The sequence below is a fragment of the Mameliella sp. MMSF_3455 genome, from assembly GCF_030733205.1.
Lineage (GTDB): Bacteria > Pseudomonadota > Alphaproteobacteria > Rhodobacterales > Rhodobacteraceae > Antarctobacter.
In genome coordinates, this window is record NZ_JASHJL010000015.1 from 25,050 (window position 1) to 44,796 (window position 19,747).

20 protein-coding genes are annotated in these 19,747 nt (G+C 64.9%); 11 read left to right on the forward strand and 9 right to left on the reverse strand.

The annotated features are described in order from the left end of the window. Positions 1–10: 10 nt before the first annotated feature. The gene (locus RBB42_RS12700; RefSeq protein ID WP_305969791.1) at positions 11–358 is read right to left on the reverse strand and encodes a DUF1428 domain-containing protein; all 348 of its coding nucleotides are present in this window, start codon (positions 356–358) and stop codon (positions 11–13) included. Positions 359–501: 143 nt separating this feature from the next. On the opposite strand from RBB42_RS12700, the gene RBB42_RS12705 reads away from it, so the two are divergent. The 6 genes from RBB42_RS12705 to RBB42_RS12730 all read left to right on the forward strand — a co-directional run bounded on the left by RBB42_RS12705 (position 502) and on the right by RBB42_RS12730 (position 6,193). Next, a complete protein-coding gene (locus tag RBB42_RS12705) occupies positions 502–1,233 on the forward strand; it encodes an RlmE family RNA methyltransferase (protein ID WP_305969792.1) in 732 nt (243 codons plus the stop codon). Positions 1,234–1,567: 334 nt separating this feature from the next. Next, positions 1,568–2,194 carry a GDSL-type esterase/lipase family protein gene (locus RBB42_RS12710; protein ID WP_305969793.1) on the forward strand — a complete coding sequence of 209 codons (627 nt, stop codon included), beginning with the start codon at positions 1,568–1,570 and terminating at the stop codon, positions 2,192–2,194. Continuing rightward, a complete protein-coding gene (locus tag RBB42_RS12715) occupies positions 2,191–2,631 on the forward strand; it encodes a lipocalin family protein (RefSeq protein WP_305969794.1) in 441 nt (146 codons plus the stop codon). The genes RBB42_RS12710 and RBB42_RS12715 overlap by 4 nt, the downstream gene beginning before the upstream one ends. Further along, complete coding sequence (locus tag RBB42_RS12720) at positions 2,628–3,389, forward strand: SDR family oxidoreductase (RefSeq protein ID WP_305969795.1); 762 nt, start codon at positions 2,628–2,630, stop codon at positions 3,387–3,389. Before RBB42_RS12715 ends, RBB42_RS12720 begins: the two co-directional genes overlap by 4 nt. Before the next feature lie 81 nt (positions 3,390–3,470). Then, on the forward strand, positions 3,471–4,880 hold the full coding sequence (locus RBB42_RS12725) for a carnitine 3-dehydrogenase (protein WP_305969796.1): 1,410 nt from the start codon (positions 3,471–3,473) through the stop codon (positions 4,878–4,880). A 44-nt stretch (positions 4,881–4,924) separates the two neighbouring features. Further along, complete coding sequence (locus RBB42_RS12730) at positions 4,925–6,193, forward strand: glycerate kinase type-2 family protein (RefSeq protein ID WP_305969797.1); 1,269 nt, start codon at positions 4,925–4,927, stop codon at positions 6,191–6,193. Here RBB42_RS12730 and RBB42_RS12735 read toward each other — a convergent pair. Then, positions 6,184–6,933, reverse strand: coding sequence for a hypothetical protein (locus tag RBB42_RS12735; RefSeq protein WP_305969798.1), 750 nt, complete (start codon positions 6,931–6,933; stop codon positions 6,184–6,186). The genes RBB42_RS12730 and RBB42_RS12735 overlap by 10 nt on opposite strands. A 118-nt stretch (positions 6,934–7,051) precedes the next feature. Between RBB42_RS12735 and RBB42_RS12740 the strand changes: the two genes are divergently transcribed. Continuing rightward, on the forward strand, positions 7,052–7,927 hold the full coding sequence (locus RBB42_RS12740; RefSeq protein WP_305969799.1) for a glycosyltransferase family protein: 876 nt from the start codon (positions 7,052–7,054) through the stop codon (positions 7,925–7,927). 1 nt (position 7,928) lies between these two features. On the opposite strand, the gene RBB42_RS12745 is transcribed toward RBB42_RS12740, so the two are convergent. The 4 genes from RBB42_RS12745 to RBB42_RS12760 all read right to left on the reverse strand — a co-directional run bounded on the left by RBB42_RS12745 (position 7,929) and on the right by RBB42_RS12760 (position 11,258). Further along, positions 7,929–8,468, reverse strand: a complete 540-nt coding sequence (locus tag RBB42_RS12745) for a hypothetical protein (RefSeq protein ID WP_306043387.1) — start codon at positions 8,466–8,468, stop codon at positions 7,929–7,931. Positions 8,469–8,611: 143 nt separating this feature from the next. Next, the gene (locus RBB42_RS12750; protein ID WP_305969801.1) at positions 8,612–9,982 is read right to left on the reverse strand and encodes a M20/M25/M40 family metallo-hydrolase; all 1,371 of its coding nucleotides are present in this window, start codon (positions 9,980–9,982) and stop codon (positions 8,612–8,614) included. A gap of 56 nt (positions 9,983–10,038) precedes the next feature. Next, positions 10,039–10,713, reverse strand: coding sequence for an anti-sigma factor (locus tag RBB42_RS12755; protein ID WP_305969802.1), 675 nt, complete (start codon positions 10,711–10,713; stop codon positions 10,039–10,041). Continuing rightward, entirely contained in the window at positions 10,710–11,258 is a 549-nt protein-coding gene (locus RBB42_RS12760; protein ID WP_305969803.1) for a sigma-70 family RNA polymerase sigma factor, read from the reverse strand. Before RBB42_RS12760 ends, RBB42_RS12755 begins: the two co-directional genes overlap by 4 nt. Positions 11,259–11,524: 266 nt before the next feature. On the opposite strand from RBB42_RS12760, the gene hemA reads away from it, so the two are divergent. The 3 genes from hemA (at position 11,525) to ispG (ending at position 15,938) form a co-directional block, all read left to right on the forward strand. Then, positions 11,525–12,754, forward strand: coding sequence for a 5-aminolevulinate synthase (hemA, locus tag RBB42_RS12765; RefSeq protein WP_305969804.1), 1,230 nt, complete (start codon positions 11,525–11,527; stop codon positions 12,752–12,754). 125 nt (positions 12,755–12,879) lie between these two features. Beyond that, a complete protein-coding gene (locus tag RBB42_RS12770; RefSeq protein ID WP_305969805.1) occupies positions 12,880–14,721 on the forward strand; it encodes a helix-turn-helix domain-containing protein in 1,842 nt (613 codons plus the stop codon). Positions 14,722–14,813: 92 nt separating this feature from the next. Next, positions 14,814–15,938 (forward strand): flavodoxin-dependent (E)-4-hydroxy-3-methylbut-2-enyl-diphosphate synthase, encoded by a 1,125-nt coding sequence (gene ispG / locus RBB42_RS12775; RefSeq protein ID WP_305969806.1) that lies wholly within the window; start codon positions 14,814–14,816, stop codon positions 15,936–15,938. Between the two features lie 6 nt (positions 15,939–15,944). On the opposite strand, the gene RBB42_RS12780 is transcribed toward ispG, so the two are convergent. The 3 genes from RBB42_RS12780 to RBB42_RS12790 are packed head-to-tail and all read right to left on the reverse strand — an operon-like array spanning position 15,945 to position 18,501. Further along, positions 15,945–16,370: a hypothetical protein gene (locus tag RBB42_RS12780; protein WP_305969807.1), complete on the reverse strand. Its 426-nt coding sequence runs from the start codon at positions 16,368–16,370 to the stop codon at positions 15,945–15,947. After that, positions 16,367–17,146: a DsbA family protein gene (locus RBB42_RS12785; protein WP_305969808.1), complete on the reverse strand. Its 780-nt coding sequence runs from the start codon at positions 17,144–17,146 to the stop codon at positions 16,367–16,369. The genes RBB42_RS12780 and RBB42_RS12785 overlap by 4 nt, the downstream gene beginning before the upstream one ends. Before the next feature lie 26 nt (positions 17,147–17,172). Then, entirely contained in the window at positions 17,173–18,501 is a 1,329-nt protein-coding gene (locus RBB42_RS12790) for a M48 family metalloprotease (RefSeq protein WP_305969809.1), read from the reverse strand. Positions 18,502–18,558: 57 nt separating this feature from the next. Between RBB42_RS12790 and RBB42_RS12795 the strand changes: the two genes are divergently transcribed. Further along, entirely contained in the window at positions 18,559–19,716 is a 1,158-nt protein-coding gene (locus RBB42_RS12795) for a pyridoxal phosphate-dependent aminotransferase (RefSeq protein ID WP_305969810.1), read from the forward strand. The last annotated feature ends 31 nt before the right edge of the window (positions 19,717–19,747 follow it).

Here is a 19,747-nt window from a genome sequence, read left to right on the forward strand (position 1 = left end):
GGCGCACCGCTCAGGCGGTGGTGCGCAACAGCTCTTCGAACCCGCCAAAGATCATGCGCTTGCCGTCGAAGGGCATGTCGAAGGGGTCCTCGTCGCTCATCATCTTGCCCCAGCCGGCATCGCGGACCTCTTTCGACGGCCAGACGATGTATCCGGCGGCGACGCTTTCGCCCTCTTGCAGCTTGACCGCCAGCGGAAGCGACGTGACCTCGCCATCGGGCACATCGCTGGGCCAGAGATCGACGACATCCGTCGCGCCGAGACCGATGAACATGTCCTGGGTGAATTTGACGAAATCGCCGTAGGCGGCTTTCTTGGCATCCGGGATCGGGGCAAGGAAAATGTCGTAGTATGCCATGGGGCTCTCCTGTCGCGGTATCGCACCGTCATTTGGTCGCGTTCGCCTTGAAAAGGCAACAGGCCTGTCGCGGATGGGAACGGTCTTTCGAGTGGCGCCACATTGGCGTATGCAAGGGGTTCCCAAAGCAAGGTCGCGGTGAGATGGCGAAGAAACCCACAGGCAGTAATTCCGGCGGCAAGAACAGCTCGGGGCGCGGGCAGCGTGACCTCAAGGTCAAGGTCAAGACCGCGCGGGGGCGCAAGCTTTCCTCGACGCGCTGGCTGCAACGGCAGCTGAACGACCCTTACGTCAAACGCGCCAAGGACGAGGGGTTCCGCGGCCGCGCGGCCTTCAAGATCCTGGAAATCGACGACAAGTACCGGTTCCTCGTGCCCGGCGCACGGGTGGTCGACCTGGGCTGTGCGCCCGGCGGCTGGTGCCAGGTGGCGGTGCCTCGGGTCAATGCATTGGGGGAAAAGCAGGGCAAGGCGCAGGGCTTTGTCCTGGGTGTCGACCTGCAAGAGGTCGAGCCGATCCCGGGCGCCGAGATCCATCAGCTGGACTTCATGGAGGACGGTGCCGACGACAAGGTCAAGGCCTGGCTGGGCGGCAAGGCCGATGTGGTCATGTCGGACATGGCCGCGGCCTCTTCAGGGCACAAACAGACCGACCATTTGCGGATCATCGCCCTGTGCGAAGCGGCGGCCTATCTGGCCTTCGACGTGCTGGAGGAGGGCGGCACCTTTGTCGCCAAGGTGTTGCAGGGCGGGGCCGAAGGCAGCCTTCAGGCCGAACTCAAGCGCCGGTTCGGGAAAGTCGCGAATTTCAAGCCGCCGGCGAGCCGGTCCGATTCAAGCGAAAAATTCGTTGTCGCCACGGGGTTCCGCGGCTGAGAGAGGCAATGGCCGTCTCTTGCAGGCGGCGCGCCTCTTCAGGCGTGAGGGCCGGTTCCCGCGCGATGGGGGCAGGCACGTCGTCATCCGGCAGGTGTTCCTGCTGGTACAACGCGAACAGCCGCGCGTGCCGCGCCCCGCGCAAGGACGCATTTTGGTCATCGCTGTCGCGCATGGGCCTCTCGTGTGGCAGCGGGCCTTGGGGTGCGGACGCAGGGTCAACATCAGGTGTTGTGCCTTGTCGCAGCGCAAGAAACAAGCTGAAACCCTGCATTTGAGGGATTGACGCCCCCTTGCGATGCCGTCTGGATGGGCGCAAAGCGGGGAGGGCGGCATGAAGACGATCCTGTGTTACGGCGACAGCAACACCCACGGTACGGCGCCCCTTCCGGCGCCCGGGGTCGACCTGCGCCATCCGCCCGGCGATCGCTGGCCCGATGTTCTGGCCGCCGAGCTGGGGGCCGGTTTTCGCGTCATCGACGAGGGGCTGCCCGGACGTACCACCGTGCATGACGACGTGGTCGAGGGCGGGATGCGCAACGGGGCCACGGTGCTGCCTGCCATCCTGCACAGTCACAAGCCGATCGACCTGATGGTGCTGATGCTGGGCACCAACGACCTGAAGATCCGCTTTTCCGTCAGTGCCTGGGAAATCGCACGCTCTGTCGAACGGCTGACGCTCATGGCGCGCGCCGAAGGTGTGGTGGGCGATATTGTCCTTGTCTCACCTGCTCCGGTGCAGGAAACCGGCACCCTGCGCGAGGTCTTTGCCGGAGCGGAGGCGCGGCAGGACGGGATCGAAGCGTTCATCGCGGCAGCGGCCGAGCGGCAGGGGTGCGGCTTCCTGCGCGCCGGAGATCACGTCACCGTATCGCCCAAGGACGGTGTCCACTGGGAGCCGGAGGCGCATCACCGCTTTGGCAAGGTTCTGGCTAGGGTCGTCGCGGAGCGTTTGGCGTGAGGGCCTTGTGTCTTGTCCTCGCGCTGGCCGGATGCGCTGCCGCCCCGCCCAGAGGCGATCTGCCCCTGCGCAATCCCACGGCGCCCGTGGCCTCGCAGGCGGATGCGGCTTTGGGGCGTCTCAGCGGGGAATGGCTGGTTGTGCAGGGCGCGGGGCTGCCACCCGGCACGCGGGTGCGGTTCGATGCACGACAAGCGGTGATTGGTGGGCGCGCGATGCCGGTCAGGGATGAGGGGCAGGGACGGCTGGCACTCGATGGTGCGCCGGTTTGGGTCTACTGGATCGACGCCGACAACAGGACGGCGGTCCTTGGCGATCCCGACGGACGAAGGGTCTGGATCATGGACCGGAGCGGCAAGCCCGGTGAGCGTTTGCGTGCCGCGCGAGAAATCCTGGTCTGGTATGGCTATGACCTCGAACGGTTGGAGCAGGGATGAACCGGGTTCTGATCACCGCAGGGGCCGCCGGGCTTGGCCGGGCCATGGCCGAGGGATTTCTGGCCCGGGGCGATCGGGTGGCGGTCTGCGACATCGATCCATCCGTGGTCAGCGAGTTTCGCGCCGCGCATCCAAAGGCCCTGGCAGAGGTCGTCGATGTGACCGACGAGGTCGCCATGACCGCCTTTCTTGCCCGGGTCGAAGAGAGCTTTGGCGGGGTGGACGTGGTCTGTGCCAATGCCGGAACGGCCGGGCAGGCGGGCCGGATCGAAACGCTGGACCTGGACGCCTGGCGGGCCTGTATCGACGTCAACCTGACGGGTGCCTTCCTGACCTGCCGCTGGGCGGCGCGGGTCATGCGCACGCAGGGCGACGGGCTGATCGTGTTGACCAGTTCGACCGCCGGCCTGCATGGCTACCCGTTGCGCGCGCCCTATGCCTCGGCCAAATGGGCCATCGTCGGGCTGACCAAGACGCTTGCGATGGAACTGGGCCCGGCGGGCGTGCGGGTGAACGCGATCTGCCCCGGCGCGGTCGAGGGCGACCGGATGGACAGGGTTGTCGCGATGGAAAGCGCGGCGTCGGGCCTTGGCCCCGAGGAGGTGCGTGCGCTCTATGTGCGCGGTGTCTCGCTGCGCAGCTGGGTCACCGCAGAAGAAATCGCCGAGACGGTTCTCTGGCTCTCTTCGCCCGCGGCCCGCAAGATTTCCGGGCAGATCCTGGCGATCGACGGGCATACGGAAACACTGGCGCCTTGAGAGCGCGCAGAGGGCGCGGGGCACTTTCGGTCAGATAAAGGGCCGCTTAGGGTGGAAACGAAATCAAACAGGGAGTGTGACGTGGCAAGACGGGCAGCGATCATCGGCGGTGGTGTCATCGGCGGCGGCTGGGCGGCGCGTTTCGCGCTGATGGGCTGGGAGGTGCGGGTCTACGACCCCGACCCCGAGGCCGCGCGCAAGATCGATGAGGTCATGGCCGGGGCCGCGCGCGCCCTGCCCATGCTGTTCGAGGCGCCGATGCCGGCGCCGGGCCCGATCAGTTTCCACGACAGCCTTGCCGAGGCCGTCGAAGGCGCCGAGTTCATTCAGGAAAGCGTCCCGGAACGGCTGGACCTGAAACACAGGGTCTATGCCGAGATCCAGGCCGCCTGCGCACCCGGCGCGGTGCTGGCCTCTTCGACCAGCGGGTTCAAACCCTCGCAGCTGCAGGAGGGCGCGGCACGCCCCGGCCAGATCGTCGTCGCGCATCCCTTCAACCCGGTCTACCTCTTGCCGCTTGTGGAACTGGTCCCGGGTGAGGGGGCAGCGCCTGATTTCGTCGAAAAGGCGGGCGAGATCCTGACCGATATCGGCATGTACCCGCTGCATGTCCGGGCCGAGATCGACGCCCATATCGCGGACCGTTTCCTTGAGGCGGTCTGGCGCGAGGCGCTGTGGCTGGTCAAGGACGGGATCGCCACCACCGAAGAGATCGACAACGCCATCCGCTATGGCTTTGGCTTGCGTTGGGCGCAGATGGGCCTGTTCGAGACCTACCGCGTGGCCGGTGGCGAGGCCGGGATGCGGCATTTCATGGCCCAGTTCGGGCCGTGCCTGTCCTGGCCCTGGACCAAGTTGATGGATGTGCCCGAGTTCACCGACGAGCTGGTCGACCTGATCGCCGAGCAGTCGGACGCGCAATCCGGGCATCTGTCGATCCGTGAACTGGAACGGCTGCGGGACGACAACCTCGTGGCGATCCTGCGGGCGCTCAAGATGCAGGGCGCTGCGGCGGGCAGGCTGATCCGGGCGCAGGACGACCGGATGCGTGGCCCGCTGGAGGAAACCGTGCCAATGGTGACCGTGCGGCGGATCGTGCCGGTGGACTGGACCGATCTGAACGGTCACATGAACGAAGGGCGCTATGGGCAGGTCTTCTCGGACGCCTCCGAGGAACTGATGACGCATGTCGGCGCCGACCAGGCCTATATCGACGCGGGCAACAGCTATTTCACCGCGGAAACCAACATCAAGTACCTGGCGGAAACACTTGCCGGAGAAGAGATTTTTGTCGAAACGCGCATAACCTTGGGCGAGGGCAAAAAGCTGCGCCTCTGGCACGAGATGAAACGTGCGTCGGACGGAGAAGTGCTGGCCACCGGTGATCAGTTCATGTTGCATGTCTCGTTGGAGACGCGCCGGAGTTGCCCGCCGCTGGATCATGTGCGTGAAAACGTCGAACGCCTCGCGCGGATGCACGCCGAAGGCTGACGGCCAAACCCCTTGACGCGACAGGAAAGAAACAAGGACAGAACATGGACGAACGACGCTTTCTGACCGACCTGTTCGAGGTCGCGGTGGCTGCGGCGGATCCCAAACGGGCTCTTGCCGGGGTGCTGCCGGACAAGCCAAAAGGACGGACCGTGGTCGTTGCTCTGGGCAAGGGGGCTGCGCAGCTGGCGGCCGCCTTCGAGGAGCTCTGGCAGGATCCGGTCGAGGGCGTCGTGGTCACGCGTTATGGCTATGCCACCCCCTGCCGCCATTTGCCGGTTATGGAGGCCGCGCACCCGGTGCCGGACGAGGCCGGCCTGAGGGCGACAGAGGCGGTCTTTCGCGCGGTCGAGGGGCTGACAGAGCATGATCTTGTGGTCGCACTGGTCTGTGGTGGTGGTTCGGCTCTGCTGCCCGCGCCACCTGCGGGGCTGTCCCTGGAAGATGAGCAGGCGCTGAACCGGGCGTTGCTGGCATCCGGTGCGCCGATTGGCGTGATGAATGCCATCCGCAAGCATGTCAGCGGCATCAAGGGAGGGCGGCTGGCCGCCGCAGCGCATCCGGCAAGAGTGGTCTCTCTGGTGGTGTCGGATGTTCCTGGCGACGATCCTGCACAGGTCGCATCCGGGCCGACCGTACCGGATGCGGTGACCCGGCAGGATGCGCTTGCCATGATAAAGGCGCGAAATATTGTTTTGCCAGAAAATGTTATGAGGCACATCTCAAGTGAAGCAAGCGCCGCGCCAAGGCCGGGTGACGCCTGTTTCGACGGGAATGCCGTGCACGTCATCGCTTCGGCGCGCCTGTCGCTTGAAGCGGCGGCGGAGCAGGTCGAAGCCGCGGGTTTGACGGTCGCGATCCTGTCTGACGCGATCGAGGGAGAGGCCTATGACGTGGGGCGCGTGCACGCGGCAATGGCCCGCGAAATCGCCTTGCACAACCGGCCATTCCGCGCGCCGGTGGTTCTGTTGTCCGGGGGCGAGACCACCGTGACCTTGGGGCAGAACCCCGGGCGCGGTGGGCGGAACACGGCCTTTCTGATGGGGTTCGCCGAGGGCATCGAGGGACTCACCGGGATCACCGCCCTGGCGGCGGACAGCGACGGCATCGACGGGACCGAGGACAACGCAGGGGCCTTTGTCGATGGCGGCAGCTTTGACCGGCTTCGGGCGCAGGGCAAGGATCCGATGGGCTATATCCAGGGGCAGGATCCCTACAGCGCCTTCGAGGCTCTTGGTGATCTCTTTTCCCCCGGGCCCACGGGGACAAACGTCAATGATTTCAGGGCCGTACTGATCTTTCCTCAGGCATAGTCATACCCAAGGGCGGTTTCGGTGGCGAGGTCCAGTTCCGCCCGCAGGAAGGCAAGGTCTGCCTCGGGAAACCGGCGCGGGGTTTCGGGGCGTTCGGGCACGGCGGGCAGGAACTTCGATCCCAGGCGTTTGACCACCGGCCGGAATGGCTGCGCATGGACCGGCAAGTCAAAGCTCTCTGACAGCGCGGTGACAAAATGCTCCGGGTCGGCTTGCACGGCCTCGAGCCGGCAGAAAACGACCGAACACTCCCGCTCGAAAAAGGACAACAGGCCCGTCAGTTTCGCCTGTCTCAGGGCGAGAAGATTGGCAAAGGGGCGTCCCGTGAGTGGATGCCTGTCATGCTGAAGGGGTTGCCCGATCCCGCCGTGTTCGGCCACCTGCGGGAAATAGCGTTTGCGATCCGCGATCGTGCCCCATTCCGCGCGCAGGAAATCGGCAAAGGGCAAGAGCTGCATTGCGGGCGGGCAATGCCAGGGTTTCGCATGCATCGACAGCGACCAGGCGCGAGCGTCGCGGATGCAGCAGATCACCAGCATGTCGCCCGGGATCGCGGTCATGTGGGGAAAACCGTGTTTCCAGCCCATATCCTCGGTCGGGGTCAGGGCGCTGTTGCGTGCCACCAGCCGCTTGACGAAATTCGTACCGGAAGAGCGTTCGCCGAACACCTGGAGCCGCCGGGGCTGGATCGGTCCCTTCGCCATCTGCCACCCGGTGTTCGCGACTGCCTGTCCGATCATGTCCGCCTCGTGCTGATCCCGAGGCAAACCTAGCCGCCCATTGCCGAGAATGCGATTCTCATATCGTCGTCGTTGCGGTAGTCTGCGCGGCAAAACAACGACAAAGAGGCCAGGGCAGATGCAATCGGTGGCGGCGGCGCTGACTATGGTGCGCGGAGATGCCTTTTTCCTGAAGGCCTGGGTGCGACACTACGGTGAGACCTTCGGGCGCGAGAATTGCTACATCGTCAATCACGGTCGCGGCGCGGATGTGGAGGAGCTTGCAGAAGGTTGCAATATCATTGGGATACCCGGCGACCCTCATCCAAATTTCGACATGAAGCGCTGGCGACTTCTCAACAATCTTGTCCAGGGGTTGCGTTGCTACTACACGCATGTGGTCGTGGGCGACGTGGATGAGCTGGTGGTGGTGGATCCCGCACATGGCGGTTCGTTGCTGGACTACCTTCGGACCCAGAAACCCCGGCGCGTGCTGACGCCGCTGGGCTTGGAAGTCATCCACCGGATCGACGTCGAACGCGACGAAATCACCGGCCCAATTCTAGGCCCGCGCCGCCATGTGCGGCTGGCCCCGCATTATTCCAAGCCCTGCATCATCAGCCGGGGCGTCAAGATCGCGCGCGGCGGGCATTTCACCCAGTATGACAAGCTGATCACGCCGGATGAGCTGTATCTCTTTCACCTGAAGTTCTGCGATTTCGGCACTTACGTGCAGACGATGAACGCCCGGAATTCCGTCACGCAGGAGATCGGGACCGACGTGCAGGAGACCGCCATCGGGCGTCACTGGTTCGCCGAGGCACGGGGAGAGGACAGGGCTCTGTTCGAGACTTTCACCGAGTTGCCGATGGAAAACGGCTTTGACCTTGGCTGGGTGCGCAAGCGCATGGCGCGGACCTGGGGACCGCGTGGCGAGACGGGATTCCATGCCTTCAAGCGTCCGGAATACGCGCAGCAGTACCTGCTGCCCGACCGGTTCATGGGGCTGATCTGACCTAGAAGGCGCGTGAGGAGGTAAAGCTGATCTGGTCGATGTTCAGGCCGGGAAACTTGTCTTCGAAGAAGGATCCGGCACTGGCAAGGACATTTTGCGACCGCCCGTCCATCAGGTCAAAACCGAACTGCCAGACAAAGTCGGGCGTATAGAACATGCCAAAGGCAGCCACGGCCCCGAGGAAAAAGGCACGTCCATTCTTGCGCGCCACGCCGGCGGTCAGGGCCGCGCGCAAGACCTGGAAGGTCAGCATGACCAGCGTGGCCGCCAATGCCGCAGTCAGGGCCGCAAGGACAAGGTGCTGGGTGTCCGCCGCCAGACCTTCCTGTCTGAGGGCCAATTCGATCCGGTCGCGGTTGGTGGCGATGGCCGCGGTCGCATAGGCGGCGCCGAACCCGGTCAGACCGGCTGTCAGCATCTTGGGCTGTGCTCGGGCTCGCCCGGCGATGCCGCGGGCCTGTGCCTCGGGGTCGATACGGCGGACGCGGCGGCTGAAGTCGCTGTGATCCTGCTTGCGGAAGACGGTGGGGCGATAAGGCATGGTCATGCATTTATCGTTAACGGAACTTTCGGGCAGGATTGGCGTCGGAATGTGGCGAGAACCGGGCTTTCGCGTTCAATTCGCGAGGTACGCAAGAAGTCCGCCGGTTCGCGCCCCCGGTCGACCGGGGGCGCGGCGCGCCGTCAGCGGATCGCGTCCAGGATACGGGCCCAGCTGCGGATGCCCTTGTGAAAGCTCTCGACGTCGTATTTCTCGTTCGGGGAATGGATCTGGTCGTCGTCCTTGCCCCAGCCGACCAGCATCGTGTCCATGTCGAGGATCGACTTGAAATACCCTGCCACGGGGATCGAACCGCCACAGCCGGTAAAGGCCGCATCGTGCCCCCATTCGGCGCCCAAGACGCTGCGCGCGGATTCGAAAGCGGGATGCGTCGTCTGCATCTGGCTGGCGGGCGAGGCGCCGTGGCCATGGAATTCGACCGTGACATCCTCGGGCAACTGCGCGCGGACCCAGGCCCGGAAATGTTCGCGCAGGGCGTGGGGATCCTGCTGGCCGACGAGCCGGAAGCTGACCTTGGCCGAGGCCTGTGACGGCAGCACCGTCTTGAAACCGTCGCCGGTATAGCCGCCGATGATTCCGTTGATCTCGGCCGTGGGGCGCGACCAGATCATTTCCAGAGCGCTGCGATCCTGTTCCCCGGCCGGTTTCGACAGGCCGACGTCGCCCAGAAATGTGCCGTGGTCGAATTTCAGTGCCTCCCACTGCGCATTCATCTCGTCCGAGAGTTCCGGCACCCCGTCGTAGAAATGCGGCACCTGGATGTGGCCGTTGTCGTCGTGCAGGTTGGCCAGAATGCGCGACAGCACGCGGATCGGGTTGCGCGCAACGCCGCCGTACATGCCGGAATGTAGGTCCTTGTCCGGGCCTGTAAGGGTGATTTCCTCGCCCAGCAGCCCGCGCAACTGGGTCATGATCGCGGGCACGCGGCTTTCGAACAGGCCGGTGTCGCAGATCAGGGCGATGTCGGCTTTCAGCTCTTCCTTGTTTTCCTTCAGGAACGGGATCAGCGACGGGGAGCCGCTTTCTTCCTCGCCCTCGAAGAAGAAGGTGATGCGGCAAGGCATCGAACCATGTTCCGCCTTCCACGCCCGGCAGGCCTCGACAAAGGTCATCAGCTGGCCCTTGTCGTCCGAGGAGCCGCGTCCGCGGATGACCTTGCCCTTGGCCGTTTCTTCGATCGCCGGATCAAAGGGATCGCGGTCCCAAAGATCTAGCGGGTCGACCGGCTGGACGTCGTAATGGCCATAGAACAGGACATGCGGGCCATCGCCCTCGACATGGCCCACAACCATCGGGTGACCTGGCGTGGTCCGGGTTTCGGCGGCGATGCCCAGGCTTTTCAGGTCCTCGACCAGCCACTCCGCCGCCTGCCGACACTTGTCGGCATAAGCCGGGTCGGTCGAGATGGAGGGGATCCGCAAGAGCGCCATGAGGCGGTCCAGGGCAGCGGGAAGATCGGCGTCGATGCGCGCAAGCGTGGCGTCGAGAGACATGGGAACTCCTGATTTTTCGGCGAGGCTAACAGACCGCTTGGGACTGTCCAGCGGGATCAGAGTTCGACAAGCGGCGCGGCGGCCAGAACCTCTCCGGTGGGGGCTCCGGTGGGCGAACCGCCGGGCGGTTCGTCCGAAACGGCAAGTGTGCCGCCGGCCATCCGGGCTGCCAACGCCGGCGTCAGCGCGACCTCGGCCACATCCGCATCCGGCAGCACACCCAGCGAAACCGGTGCCGGATCGTCCTGGGCGATCAGCCAGAGTTCCAGCGCCCGGCCTTCGCGCGGGCCACCTTCGAGCCGGGCCAGCACCAGTTCGTCACCGGTCACCTGAGCCTCATAACGCAAGGCGCCGTCGGCAGAGGCCAGTTCAGCCCCAAGATCCGGACCGCGGGTCAGGAAGGGCAGGGGAGCGACATAGGCCAGCGCGGCCAGCGTCGCGACGCCCAGCCCTGCGCCCAGCCACCAGCGACGGGCCCGCGATTCCGGCGCCCCGCCAACAGAGGCCAGCAGCGCACGCCGCACCCGTGGCGAGGGTCTCACCTCGTCCAGTTCATCGGCCAGGTCCGCAAGGCGGGATTCCCAATGGTGGACACGGGCGGCAAATTCCGGATCCTCGTCCACGCGGCGCGCGGCCACGCCTTCGAGATCCGCCGAGAGCAGGCGCAGGACATATTCCGCGGCGAGCAGATCGTCGTCGTCTTCGGGCATTTCGGGCAGATCAGAGCTCATCGGGACATGCACTCCCTGAGGCTCTGCAGACTCCGGCGCAGCCAGGTCCGCATGGTGTTGAGTGGCACTTCGAACCGCGCGGCGAGATCGGCATAGCTGGCCCCCTCGAGGTAGGCCCCGCGCACCGCTCTTGCGCGCTGGTCCGGCAGTTCATCAAGGCAGCTGACGATGCGTTGGCTTTCGGAGGCGGCAATGGTCGAGGCCTCGGGCCCGGGGCGGGAATCGGGCAGCGCGTCTGTTTCCGTCCTGTCCTGGCCGGATTGCGAGCGCTGGCGCGCACGCAGGCGGTCGATGGCGATGTTGCGGGCGATGGTGATCAGCCAGGTCATCGGGCTGTGGCCGGTGACGGCATAGCGGTCAGCCTTGTTCCAGATGCGCAGAAAGACCTCCTGCAGGGTATCCTCGGCCTCTTCGCGGTCTTTCAGCACCGACAGGCAAATCGCCAGCAGCTTGCCGCTGGTGGCATCGTAGAGGGCCCCAAAGGCGCCGCGGTCACGCAATGCGACGCGCGCGATCAGGGCCTCGATGTCGCTTCGGGTTGTCATGCCTGCTCCGGTTCTGCCAAGACGTCTTGCAGGTTAGGACGTGGCCGGGTCAAGGCAATGAATCATGTTTCCGATACGCGACATTATGTAACTACGATCAAAGTTGTAATGGTCAGTCCGTTGATTCAGATCAAGGATGCGACGGATGGTCCGGTTCTAAACGGTGGACACATCACCTCGCGGTCGTTAGTTATTCATGAAATTGAATAGGGTGTGACTGCAGCACCGGCCCCTTGGCGAGGGTCGAAAGTAGAAGGAGGAGCCCGGTGGACTACACCGCGAAACTGGATGACGCCCTGAACCGTCTGCACGAAGAAGGCCGTTACCGCACCTTCATCGACATCGAGCGCAAGAACGGCCAGTTCCCGCATGCCACCTGGCGCAAGCCGGACGGCAGCGAGACTCCGATCACCGTCTGGTGCGGCAACGACTACCTTGGCATGGGGCAGCATCCGGTTGTCCTTGAGGCCATGCACGAGGCCATCGACGCCACCGGTGCGGGTTCGGGCGGGACGCGCAATATCTCGGGCACCACGGTCTATCACAAGGCTCTGGAGGCAGAACTTGCCGATCTGCACGGCAAGGAAGCTGCCTTGCTGTTCACCTCCGCCTATGTCGCCAACGACGCGACCCTGAGCACGCTGCCGAAACTCTTTCCGGGCCTGATCATTTATTCGGACGAGCTGAACCACGCCTCGATGATCGAAGGCGTGCGCCGCAACGGTGGCGCCAAGCGCATCTTCAAGCACAACGATCTGGACGATCTGCGCGCCAAGCTGGAAGCGGACGATCCCGCGGCCCCCAAGCTGATCGCCTTTGAATCTGTCTACTCGATGGATGGCGATTTCGGGCCGATCGAGGCGATCTGCGACCTGGCGGATGAATTCGGCGCGCTGACGTATATCGACGAGGTGCACGCGGTCGGCATGTACGGTCCGCGCGGCGCCGGTGTATGCGAACGTGACCGCCTGATGCACCGTATCGACATTATCAACGCGACGCTGGCCAAGGCCTATGGCGTGATGGGCGGCTATATCGCTGCCTCGGCGAAAATGTGTGACGCGGTGCGGTCTTACGCGCCGGGGTTCATCTTTTCGACCTCTCTGGCGCCGGCGCTGGCGGCGGGCGCGCGGGCCTCGGTCGCTTTCCTCAAGACCTCCGAGGGCCAGAAACTGCGCGATCTGCACCAGGAACGTGCGAAGATCCTCAAGACCCGGCTCAAGGGCATGGGGCTGCCGATCATCGATCACGGCAGTCATATCGTGCCGGTGATCGTCGGCGATCCGGTCCACACCAAGCAGCTGAGCGACATGCTACTAGAGGGCTACGGCATCTACGTCCAGCCGATCAACTTCCCCACCGTGCCGCGTGGCACCGAACGTCTGCGCTTTACGCCTTCGCCGGTGCATGGCCCGAACGAAATGGATCGTTTGGTGGGCGCGATGGACGAATTGTGGAGCCATTGTGCGCTGAATCGCGCTGAACTCGCCGGCTAAACCCCGCCAATACCTGTCAAATGGCTTGAGATGTGTTAGCCTTATCGCAATAACCGGGTTGCACGAATCGTGTAGCCCGGACCGGGCAGGCACATAAATGATGGGTAGAATGGGGCAGTCTCGCAATGATCGGGCGCAAATCCCAGCACCGTGACGACAGTGGCGATGACCAGTCGCCACAAAGCTTTGATGACTACACCCTGAAGCTGGGTGACGTCATGCGCGGTGAACGGGCGACAATGGGCAAGTCGCTGCTGGATGTTCAGCGAGAGCTGCGCATCAAGGCAAGCTACATTGCAGCAATCGAGAATTGCGATCCTTCCGCCTTTGACACACCGGGGTTCATCGCCGGTTACGTCCGTTCTTATGCTCGATACCTCGGGATGGACCCGGACGAGGCATTTGCGCATTTCTGCGCGGAAAGCGGCTTTTCCGTTGCGCACGGCATGTCGCAAGAGGCCTCTGTCATCCGCAAGCCCAAGAATGACAAGGCACGCGCGCGCAACCGCGATTCCATCGCGGAACCGCGCATGCCCTTCGCCCCTGCAAATGACAGCATCCTGTCCCGGGTCGAACCGGGTGCGTTGGGGTCCTCGTTGGTGCTGCTGGCCCTGATCGGCGGCATCGGTTACGGCGGTTACCGCGTGTTGCAAGAGGTGCAGCGCGTTCAGGTGACGCCTGTCGACCAGACCCCTATCGTGCTTAGCGAACTGGACCCGCTTCAAGCGGCCATCGCCCCCAGTGCGCGCGACGAGGGTGATGAAACCACGCAGGCCGGCGTCTTTACCCCGCCGACGACCGAGGCCTTTGATCGTCTTTATCGACCGCAGGCACTGGATGTTCCGGTTCTGGTGGCGCGCGATGCCCCGATTTCGACCCTGGACCCCGAGCGTGTCGGTGTCTTTGCCGGCGGTGGCGGTCCGCGCGGTTTGCCGAATGTGCAGGACAGTTCGCTGGCCGCCGCGGCGCTGGCGGATCGTCTCGTTGCCGAAGGCGTCATCCCGGAGTCCTCTGATGGTCCGTCGCCTGCCAGCCCGCTTGCCGTGGCCAGCGGCGTGACGGTCGTCGCCGTGCGTCCCGCCTGGGTCGAGGTCCGTTCCGAGAACGATGGCGTTCTGGTCTCTCGTGTCTTGAACGCGGGCGAAACCTTTGCCGTGCCGCGTGATGCCTCCAGCCCGCGTATCCGTGTCGGCGAATCCGGTGCCGTCTACTTCAACGTCGACGGTCGGACCTACGGCCCCGCCGGTCGACCGGGGCGTGTGACCAGCAACATCTCTCTTGCCGGGGCGGACGTGGTGGATCGCTACGATATTGCTGATTCCGCACAGGACCGGGATTTGGCCTCCGTTCTTGGGGATTTGAACCTGACCGCGCCGCAGGTGGCCCGGGCAGAGCCGGTGCAGCCCGCTGCTCAGAAACCGATCCCTACCGACCTGGCGCGGAACGTGCCGAACGTCCCGCCGGTTGCACGGCCCGAAAGCATCGCGCTGGCGGCTGCCATTGCCGCGGCGCCCGCTCCTTCGGTTCCTGCGCCGCAGCCGGTCGCGCCTGCGCCCGCCCCCGTCGAAGTGGCGGAACCGGCGCCCGCGCCGGAACCCGTGCAGCCCAACGTACCGCGCGTCACCGCCGAACCCGCGCCCGGCATCACCGTCGTGGCCGTGGCGGAAACCTGGGTAGAGATCACCTCGCCCTCGGGCAAGAAACTGCTGGCGCGGCTGCTGAAGCCGGGCGACACCTACAAGGTGCCGCAGACCGACCAGGCGCCGACGATCTTCTCGGGCAATGCGGGCGGCGTCTTCTTTGCCGTCAACGGCGAGACCTACGGCCCCTATGGGCCCAGCGGTCAGTTCGGGCGTGATCTTGCCCTGTCGGCCGGCGACATCCAGCGCGAGATGCAGGTCGCCGATCTGACCCGGAACCAGACACTGGCCAAGGTCGTCGCGGAACTGCAACTGCAGGACCAGTAACGACACGCGGCGCGATGGCGCACGGGCTGGTCTGTGGCGCGCGCAACGACTAGTGTCCGCCTCGAGACCAACGCAAACACAGGACAGAGCGCATGAGCCTCAATCACGTCCGCCCGTGGCGCAACATCTATCGTCGCACATCCCGGCAGATCATGGTCGGCAATGTCCCCGTCGGGGGGGATGCGCCGATCAGCGTCCAGACGATGACCAACACGGTCACCACGGATATTCCCGGTACGATCAAGCAGGTGCAGGCCGCAGCTGAAGCGGGGGCTGACATTGTCCGGGTGTCGGTTCCCGATGAGGATTCCTCGCGCGCGCTGAAGGAAATCGTGCGCGAAAGCCCGGTGCCGATCGTCGCCGACATCCATTTTCACTACAAGCGCGGGATCGAGGCCGCCGAGGCCGGCGCCGCCTGCCTGCGCATCAACCCGGGCAACATCGGCAGCCAGGACCGCGTGCGGGAGGTGATCCAGGCCGCGCGGGATCACAATTGCTCGATCCGGATCGGCGTGAATGCCGGCAGCCTCGAAAAACACCTGCTGGAGAAATACGGCGAACCGTGCCCCGACGCGATGGTCGAAAGCGGGCTGGATCACATCAAGATCCTGCAGGACAACGATTTCCACGAGTTCAAGATCAGCTGCAAGGCCTCGGATGTCTTCATGGCCGCGGCCGCCTACCAGCAGCTTGCCGAACAGACCGATGCGCCGATTCACCTTGGCATCACCGAGGCCGGGGGCCTGATGTCCGGCACGATCAAATCCGCCATCGGGCTGGGAAACCTGCTGTGGATGGGGATCGGCGACACGATCCGCGTGTCCCTGTCGGCGGATCCGGTCGAAGAGGTCAAAGTCGGCTACGAGATCCTGAAATCGCTTGGCCTGCGCCATCGCGGTGTCAATATCATCTCTTGTCCCTCCTGCGCACGGCAGGGGTTCGACGTGATCAAGACCGTGGAAGTGCTTGAAAAAAGGCTGGAACACATCAAGACGCCGATGAGCCTGTCGATCATCGGCTGCGTCGTGAACGGCCCCGGCGAGGCGTTGATGACAGATGTCGGTTTTACCGGCGGCGGTGCGGGCAGCGGCATGGTCTACCTGGCCGGCAAGGCCAGCCACAAGATGTCCAACGACCAGATGATCGACCATATCGTCGAAGAGGTCGAAAAGCGGGCAGAGGTCATCGAGGCCGGACAGACCGAGGCGGCGGAGTAACCCGCCTCATTCCGTCAGGTACCGGCCCAGGACGAAGGCCGGCATCTCACCCCGGATCAGCCTGTCGCGCATGACGTAAGAGGGCAAGGTGTCCAGCGTGAGCGCCTGCATCAGCGCGCCGTTTTCTGGCTCGGCCGTGTCCAGCAATCTTGCAGAGACGCCCTGCGCCCGTGCCATGTCCTGCAGATCGGCCCAAGCGGCGGCACAATTGTCGCAGTCCGGCCCGCTGAACATGGCGATCACGGCGCCCTGCTTGCCGAACAGCGCCGGTGCATGGCGGGCGATCAGGTCCAGGTCGTCTTGGCGTTCGTCTGCATAGAAGTCTGTTGGCGCCGGCGCGCTGAGCGCCCTGAGACGCTCCGACAGCGACATCTCCTGCGCCAGAGAAGGGCCGGCGCAGAAGGCAATGATGACGAGTGCGGCCCGGATCACTCGGCGGCGCGCTGGTCTTCGATGATCTGGCGCATGGTGGGCAGCGGCGCATAGCCGCGCACCATTTCCTCGCCGAAGACAAAGCTGGGGGTGCCGTTGATGTTCATGGCCAGCGCCAGTTCACGGGTTTCCGCGATGCGGCGGGCGACTTCGTCGCTGTCCATCTCTGCCATGATCGCATCGGCATCCAGGCCCAGCGTCTGCGCGATCCGGCGCAGAGGTCCGTTGCCCGGGTTGCCTTCCAGCGTGATCAGCGCATCATGCACGGCCTTGTAGGCCTCGTCCCCAGCCACGATATGCGTGGCGACGGCGAATTTCGACGACACCATCGACGCCTCGCCCAGGATCGGGAATTCCTTGAGGATGTAGCGGATGTTGCCGTCGCTGGCGATCAGCTCTTCGACCTCGGGATGGGCGCGGCGGCAATAGCCACAGCGGTAATCCATGAACTCGATCACGGTCACGTCGCCGTCGGGATTGCCGCCGACCCAGGAGAACCCGTCGTCCAGCAGGCGGGCCATGTTGTCCGACACAAGGGCGTCGTCCTGCGCGGCCTGTGCCTGTTTTTCACGGTCTTCAAGAACGGCGACGGCCTCCATGATGACCTGCGGGTTTTCCAGCAGGTACTCGCGCACCTGTGCGCCGAAAGCGGCGCGCTGGTCGGGCGACATGGACGAGAAATCAAAGCCGTCGTCGTCCTGCGCCTGCACCATCGGGGCCGCAAGCAGACAGAGGGCAGCGGCACTGCCGCAAAGGAATTTGGTCGAGGTGAACATATGGGGACTCCCAATGGTGTTGTTTGTTATTTGGCCCGTTTCGCCGCACTTAGCACATCCTGTGCCCGTTGCCACGGGGCAGAGCCGCGGGGCAGGGTGGCAACCGCGCGTTCCGCGTGCAGCCTTGCGTCCTTGAGGCGCCCCTGCAGGGCGTAACGTTCCGCCGTCACGACCGAGGCCATGCCCGGCTGGCCGGTCTTGGCATAGGCCACGGCAAGGTCGCGCAGCACGCGGGCATCGGTGAAGTCGCGCCCGCGGGCGGCCTCCAACGCCTTCAACGCCTGCCGATGGTTGCCGGTGGCAAGCAGCGATCGACCCAAGCCCCCCAGGATCAGCGGTTCGCGCGGGGCGCGATTGGCGGCCGCCTGGTAGACCTGCACGGCGGCACCGAACTGGCGCGACTCCAGCAGGATCTGGCCCTTGAGCTCCAGCAAGTAAGGATCGCTGGGGCGCAGCGCGATGGCGCGGTCGATCGCGGCGAGGGATTTCTTGAGGTTCGACTGGCGGTGCCAGGCCACGGCCTCGCGCATGTGGGCGATGTCCTGGCTTCCGCTGTCCTTGAGCCGTCGCAGCGTCCACGAAGGCGCGCGCTTGAAGGCGGTCAGTTTGCCCTGTGCCCGCTTGAACCAGTATTGCGCGGTGGCATCCCGGCCGGGGCTTTTCTGTCCGGCCACCAGCGCCTCGAGCGCGCGCAGCCGGTCACGGGTCATCGGGTGGGTGCGCATGTAGGGGTCCTGACGACCGACCGACAGCGCCTCTTGGCCGCGAAAGAGCTCTTGCACCTCCAGCGCGCCGCGCGGATCGACACCGGCGCGCATCATGAACCGGACAGAGGATATGTCGGCGGCGGATTCCTCGGCCCGGGTATGCGACATGAACAGCCGCATGGCCGAGGATTGCGACCCGATGGCGGCCGCCGCCGCCGCCTGGCTGTTGGCACCGGCGGCGGCGGCAGCGGCGGCCAGCGCCATGCCGATCCCGGCGGCGGTGCGCGCAGCCCGCAGGTTGCCAAGGCGGCGCGCGATATGGCCGTTGGCGATATGTGCGGCCTCGTGCGCGATCACGGCCTGCAGGGCCTCGGCGCTGTCCAGCCGCATGATCAGCCCGGAATGCAGAAAGATATGCCGCGTATCAGTGACAAAGGCGTTCAGTGACCCGTCGTCGATCACGATGATCTTGACCTGCTGCGGGCTGAGGCCGGCGGCGGAAAGGATGGGCGAAGCAAGCTGGCGCAGCGCATATTCCATGTCCGCGTCGCGCAGCAGCGTGGTGGCCGCCTGGGCCGGAGCTGCTGCCAGAATGGACAGAGACATCACCAAGGCGGTCAGACGGGACAGGATCGTGTGGCGGATCATTGACGGGCTGCTCCTTGTGCTCGTAAGCCTCACTGGCGACACAGTAGAGAGGCGGGCATGCGGAATTCAAGGCGGGGTGCGGTTGATCCCTTTATCGTGATGGACGTGATGGAAGCCGCTCGGCAGGCCGAGGCGAACGGACGCAGCATCGTCCACATGGAACTGGGCCAGCCCGGCACCCCCGCGCCCGCCGCTGCCCGTGCCGCATTGACGCGCGACATGGAAAGCGATCCGCTGGGGTACACCGTTGCACTTGGGCTGCCGGAACTGCGTGCGCGCATCGCGAAACTCTATGATGAGTGGTACGGGATCGACCTGGACCCGGGCCGGGTGGTGGTGACGCCGGGGTCCTCCGGCGGCTTCATTCTTGCCTTCACCGCGCTGTTCGATGCGGGCGACCGCATGGCCCTGGGCGCGCCCGGTTATCCGTCGTACCGGCAAATCCTCAAGGCGCTGGACGTGACCACGGTCGAGGTGCAGTGCTCGGCGGAAAACCGCTATCAGCCCACGCCCGACGACCTCGCGGACATCGACTACGAGGGGCTCCTGGTTGCCAGCCCGGCGAATCCCAGCGGCACGATGCTGGAAAAGCCGGAACTTGCGGCGCTTATCGCGGACGCGCAGGCGCGCGGTGCAGCGTTCCTGTCGGACGAGATCTATCACGGGATCGAGTACGAAAAGGGCGCGGTCTCGGCGCTGGAAATCAGCGACGATGTCGTGGTGATCAACTCCTTCTCCAAGTATTTCTCGATGACCGGCTGGCGGATCGGCTGGCTGGTGGTGCCCGAGGACATGGTCCGCCAGTTCGAACGCCTGGCCCAGAACCTGTTTATCTGTCCGACACATGCCGCCCAGGTCGCGGCCCTTGCGGCGCTGGATGCACAGGACGAGCTGGAAGAAAACCTTGCCGTCTATGCGCGCAATCGTCAGTTGATGCTGGACGGGTTGCCACGGATTGGATTCGACCGGATCGCGCCGCCGGACGGGGCCTTTTACGTCTATGCCGACGTGAGTCACCTGACCCATGACAGCCGGGCCTTTGCCCGCGAGATCCTGGACCATGCGGGGGTCGCGGTGACGCCGGGACTGGATTTCGACCCGGTGCGGGGCGGCGGCACGCTGCGCTTTGCCTATGCCCAGTCGACAGACGAGATCAAGGAAGGCCTTGCAAGGCTCGGGGCCTTCATGGCCGCGCGCGGGAAGGGCGCCGCCTGAGCCGGCCTGTCCGGGATTGAACGACCTTGCC

Bases quoted from the DNA above. Each gene is read 5' to 3' on its own strand.
- RBB42_RS12700 (WP_305969791.1), bottom strand. From the start codon at position 358: ATGGCATACTACGACATTTTCCTTGCCCCGATCCCGGATGCCAAGAAA.
- RBB42_RS12705 (WP_305969792.1), top strand. From the start codon at position 502: ATGGCGAAGAAACCCACAGGCAGTAATTCCGGCGGCAAGAACAGCTCG.
- RBB42_RS12710 (WP_305969793.1), top strand. From the start codon at position 1,568: ATGAAGACGATCCTGTGTTACGGCGACAGCAACACCCACGGTACGGCG.
- RBB42_RS12720 (WP_305969795.1), top strand. From the start codon at position 2,628: ATGAACCGGGTTCTGATCACCGCAGGGGCCGCCGGGCTTGGCCGGGCC.
- RBB42_RS12730 (WP_305969797.1), top strand. From the start codon at position 4,925: ATGGACGAACGACGCTTTCTGACCGACCTGTTCGAGGTCGCGGTGGCT.
- RBB42_RS12735 (WP_305969798.1), bottom strand. From the start codon at position 6,933: ATGATCGGACAGGCAGTCGCGAACACCGGGTGGCAGATGGCGAAGGGA.
- RBB42_RS12740 (WP_305969799.1), top strand. From the start codon at position 7,052: ATGCAATCGGTGGCGGCGGCGCTGACTATGGTGCGCGGAGATGCCTTT.
- RBB42_RS12745 (WP_306043387.1), bottom strand. From the start codon at position 8,468: ATGCCTTATCGCCCCACCGTCTTCCGCAAGCAGGATCACAGCGACTTC.
- RBB42_RS12750 (WP_305969801.1), bottom strand. From the start codon at position 9,982: ATGTCTCTCGACGCCACGCTTGCGCGCATCGACGCCGATCTTCCCGCT.
- RBB42_RS12755 (WP_305969802.1), bottom strand. From the start codon at position 10,713: ATGAGCTCTGATCTGCCCGAAATGCCCGAAGACGACGACGATCTGCTC.
- RBB42_RS12760 (WP_305969803.1), bottom strand. From the start codon at position 11,258: ATGACAACCCGAAGCGACATCGAGGCCCTGATCGCGCGCGTCGCATTG.
- RBB42_RS12770 (WP_305969805.1), top strand. From the start codon at position 12,880: ATGATCGGGCGCAAATCCCAGCACCGTGACGACAGTGGCGATGACCAG.
- ispG (WP_305969806.1), top strand. From the start codon at position 14,814: ATGAGCCTCAATCACGTCCGCCCGTGGCGCAACATCTATCGTCGCACA.
- RBB42_RS12785 (WP_305969808.1), bottom strand. From the start codon at position 17,146: ATGTTCACCTCGACCAAATTCCTTTGCGGCAGTGCCGCTGCCCTCTGT.
- RBB42_RS12790 (WP_305969809.1), bottom strand. From the start codon at position 18,501: ATGATCCGCCACACGATCCTGTCCCGTCTGACCGCCTTGGTGATGTCT.
- RBB42_RS12795 (WP_305969810.1), top strand. From the start codon at position 18,559: ATGCGGAATTCAAGGCGGGGTGCGGTTGATCCCTTTATCGTGATGGAC.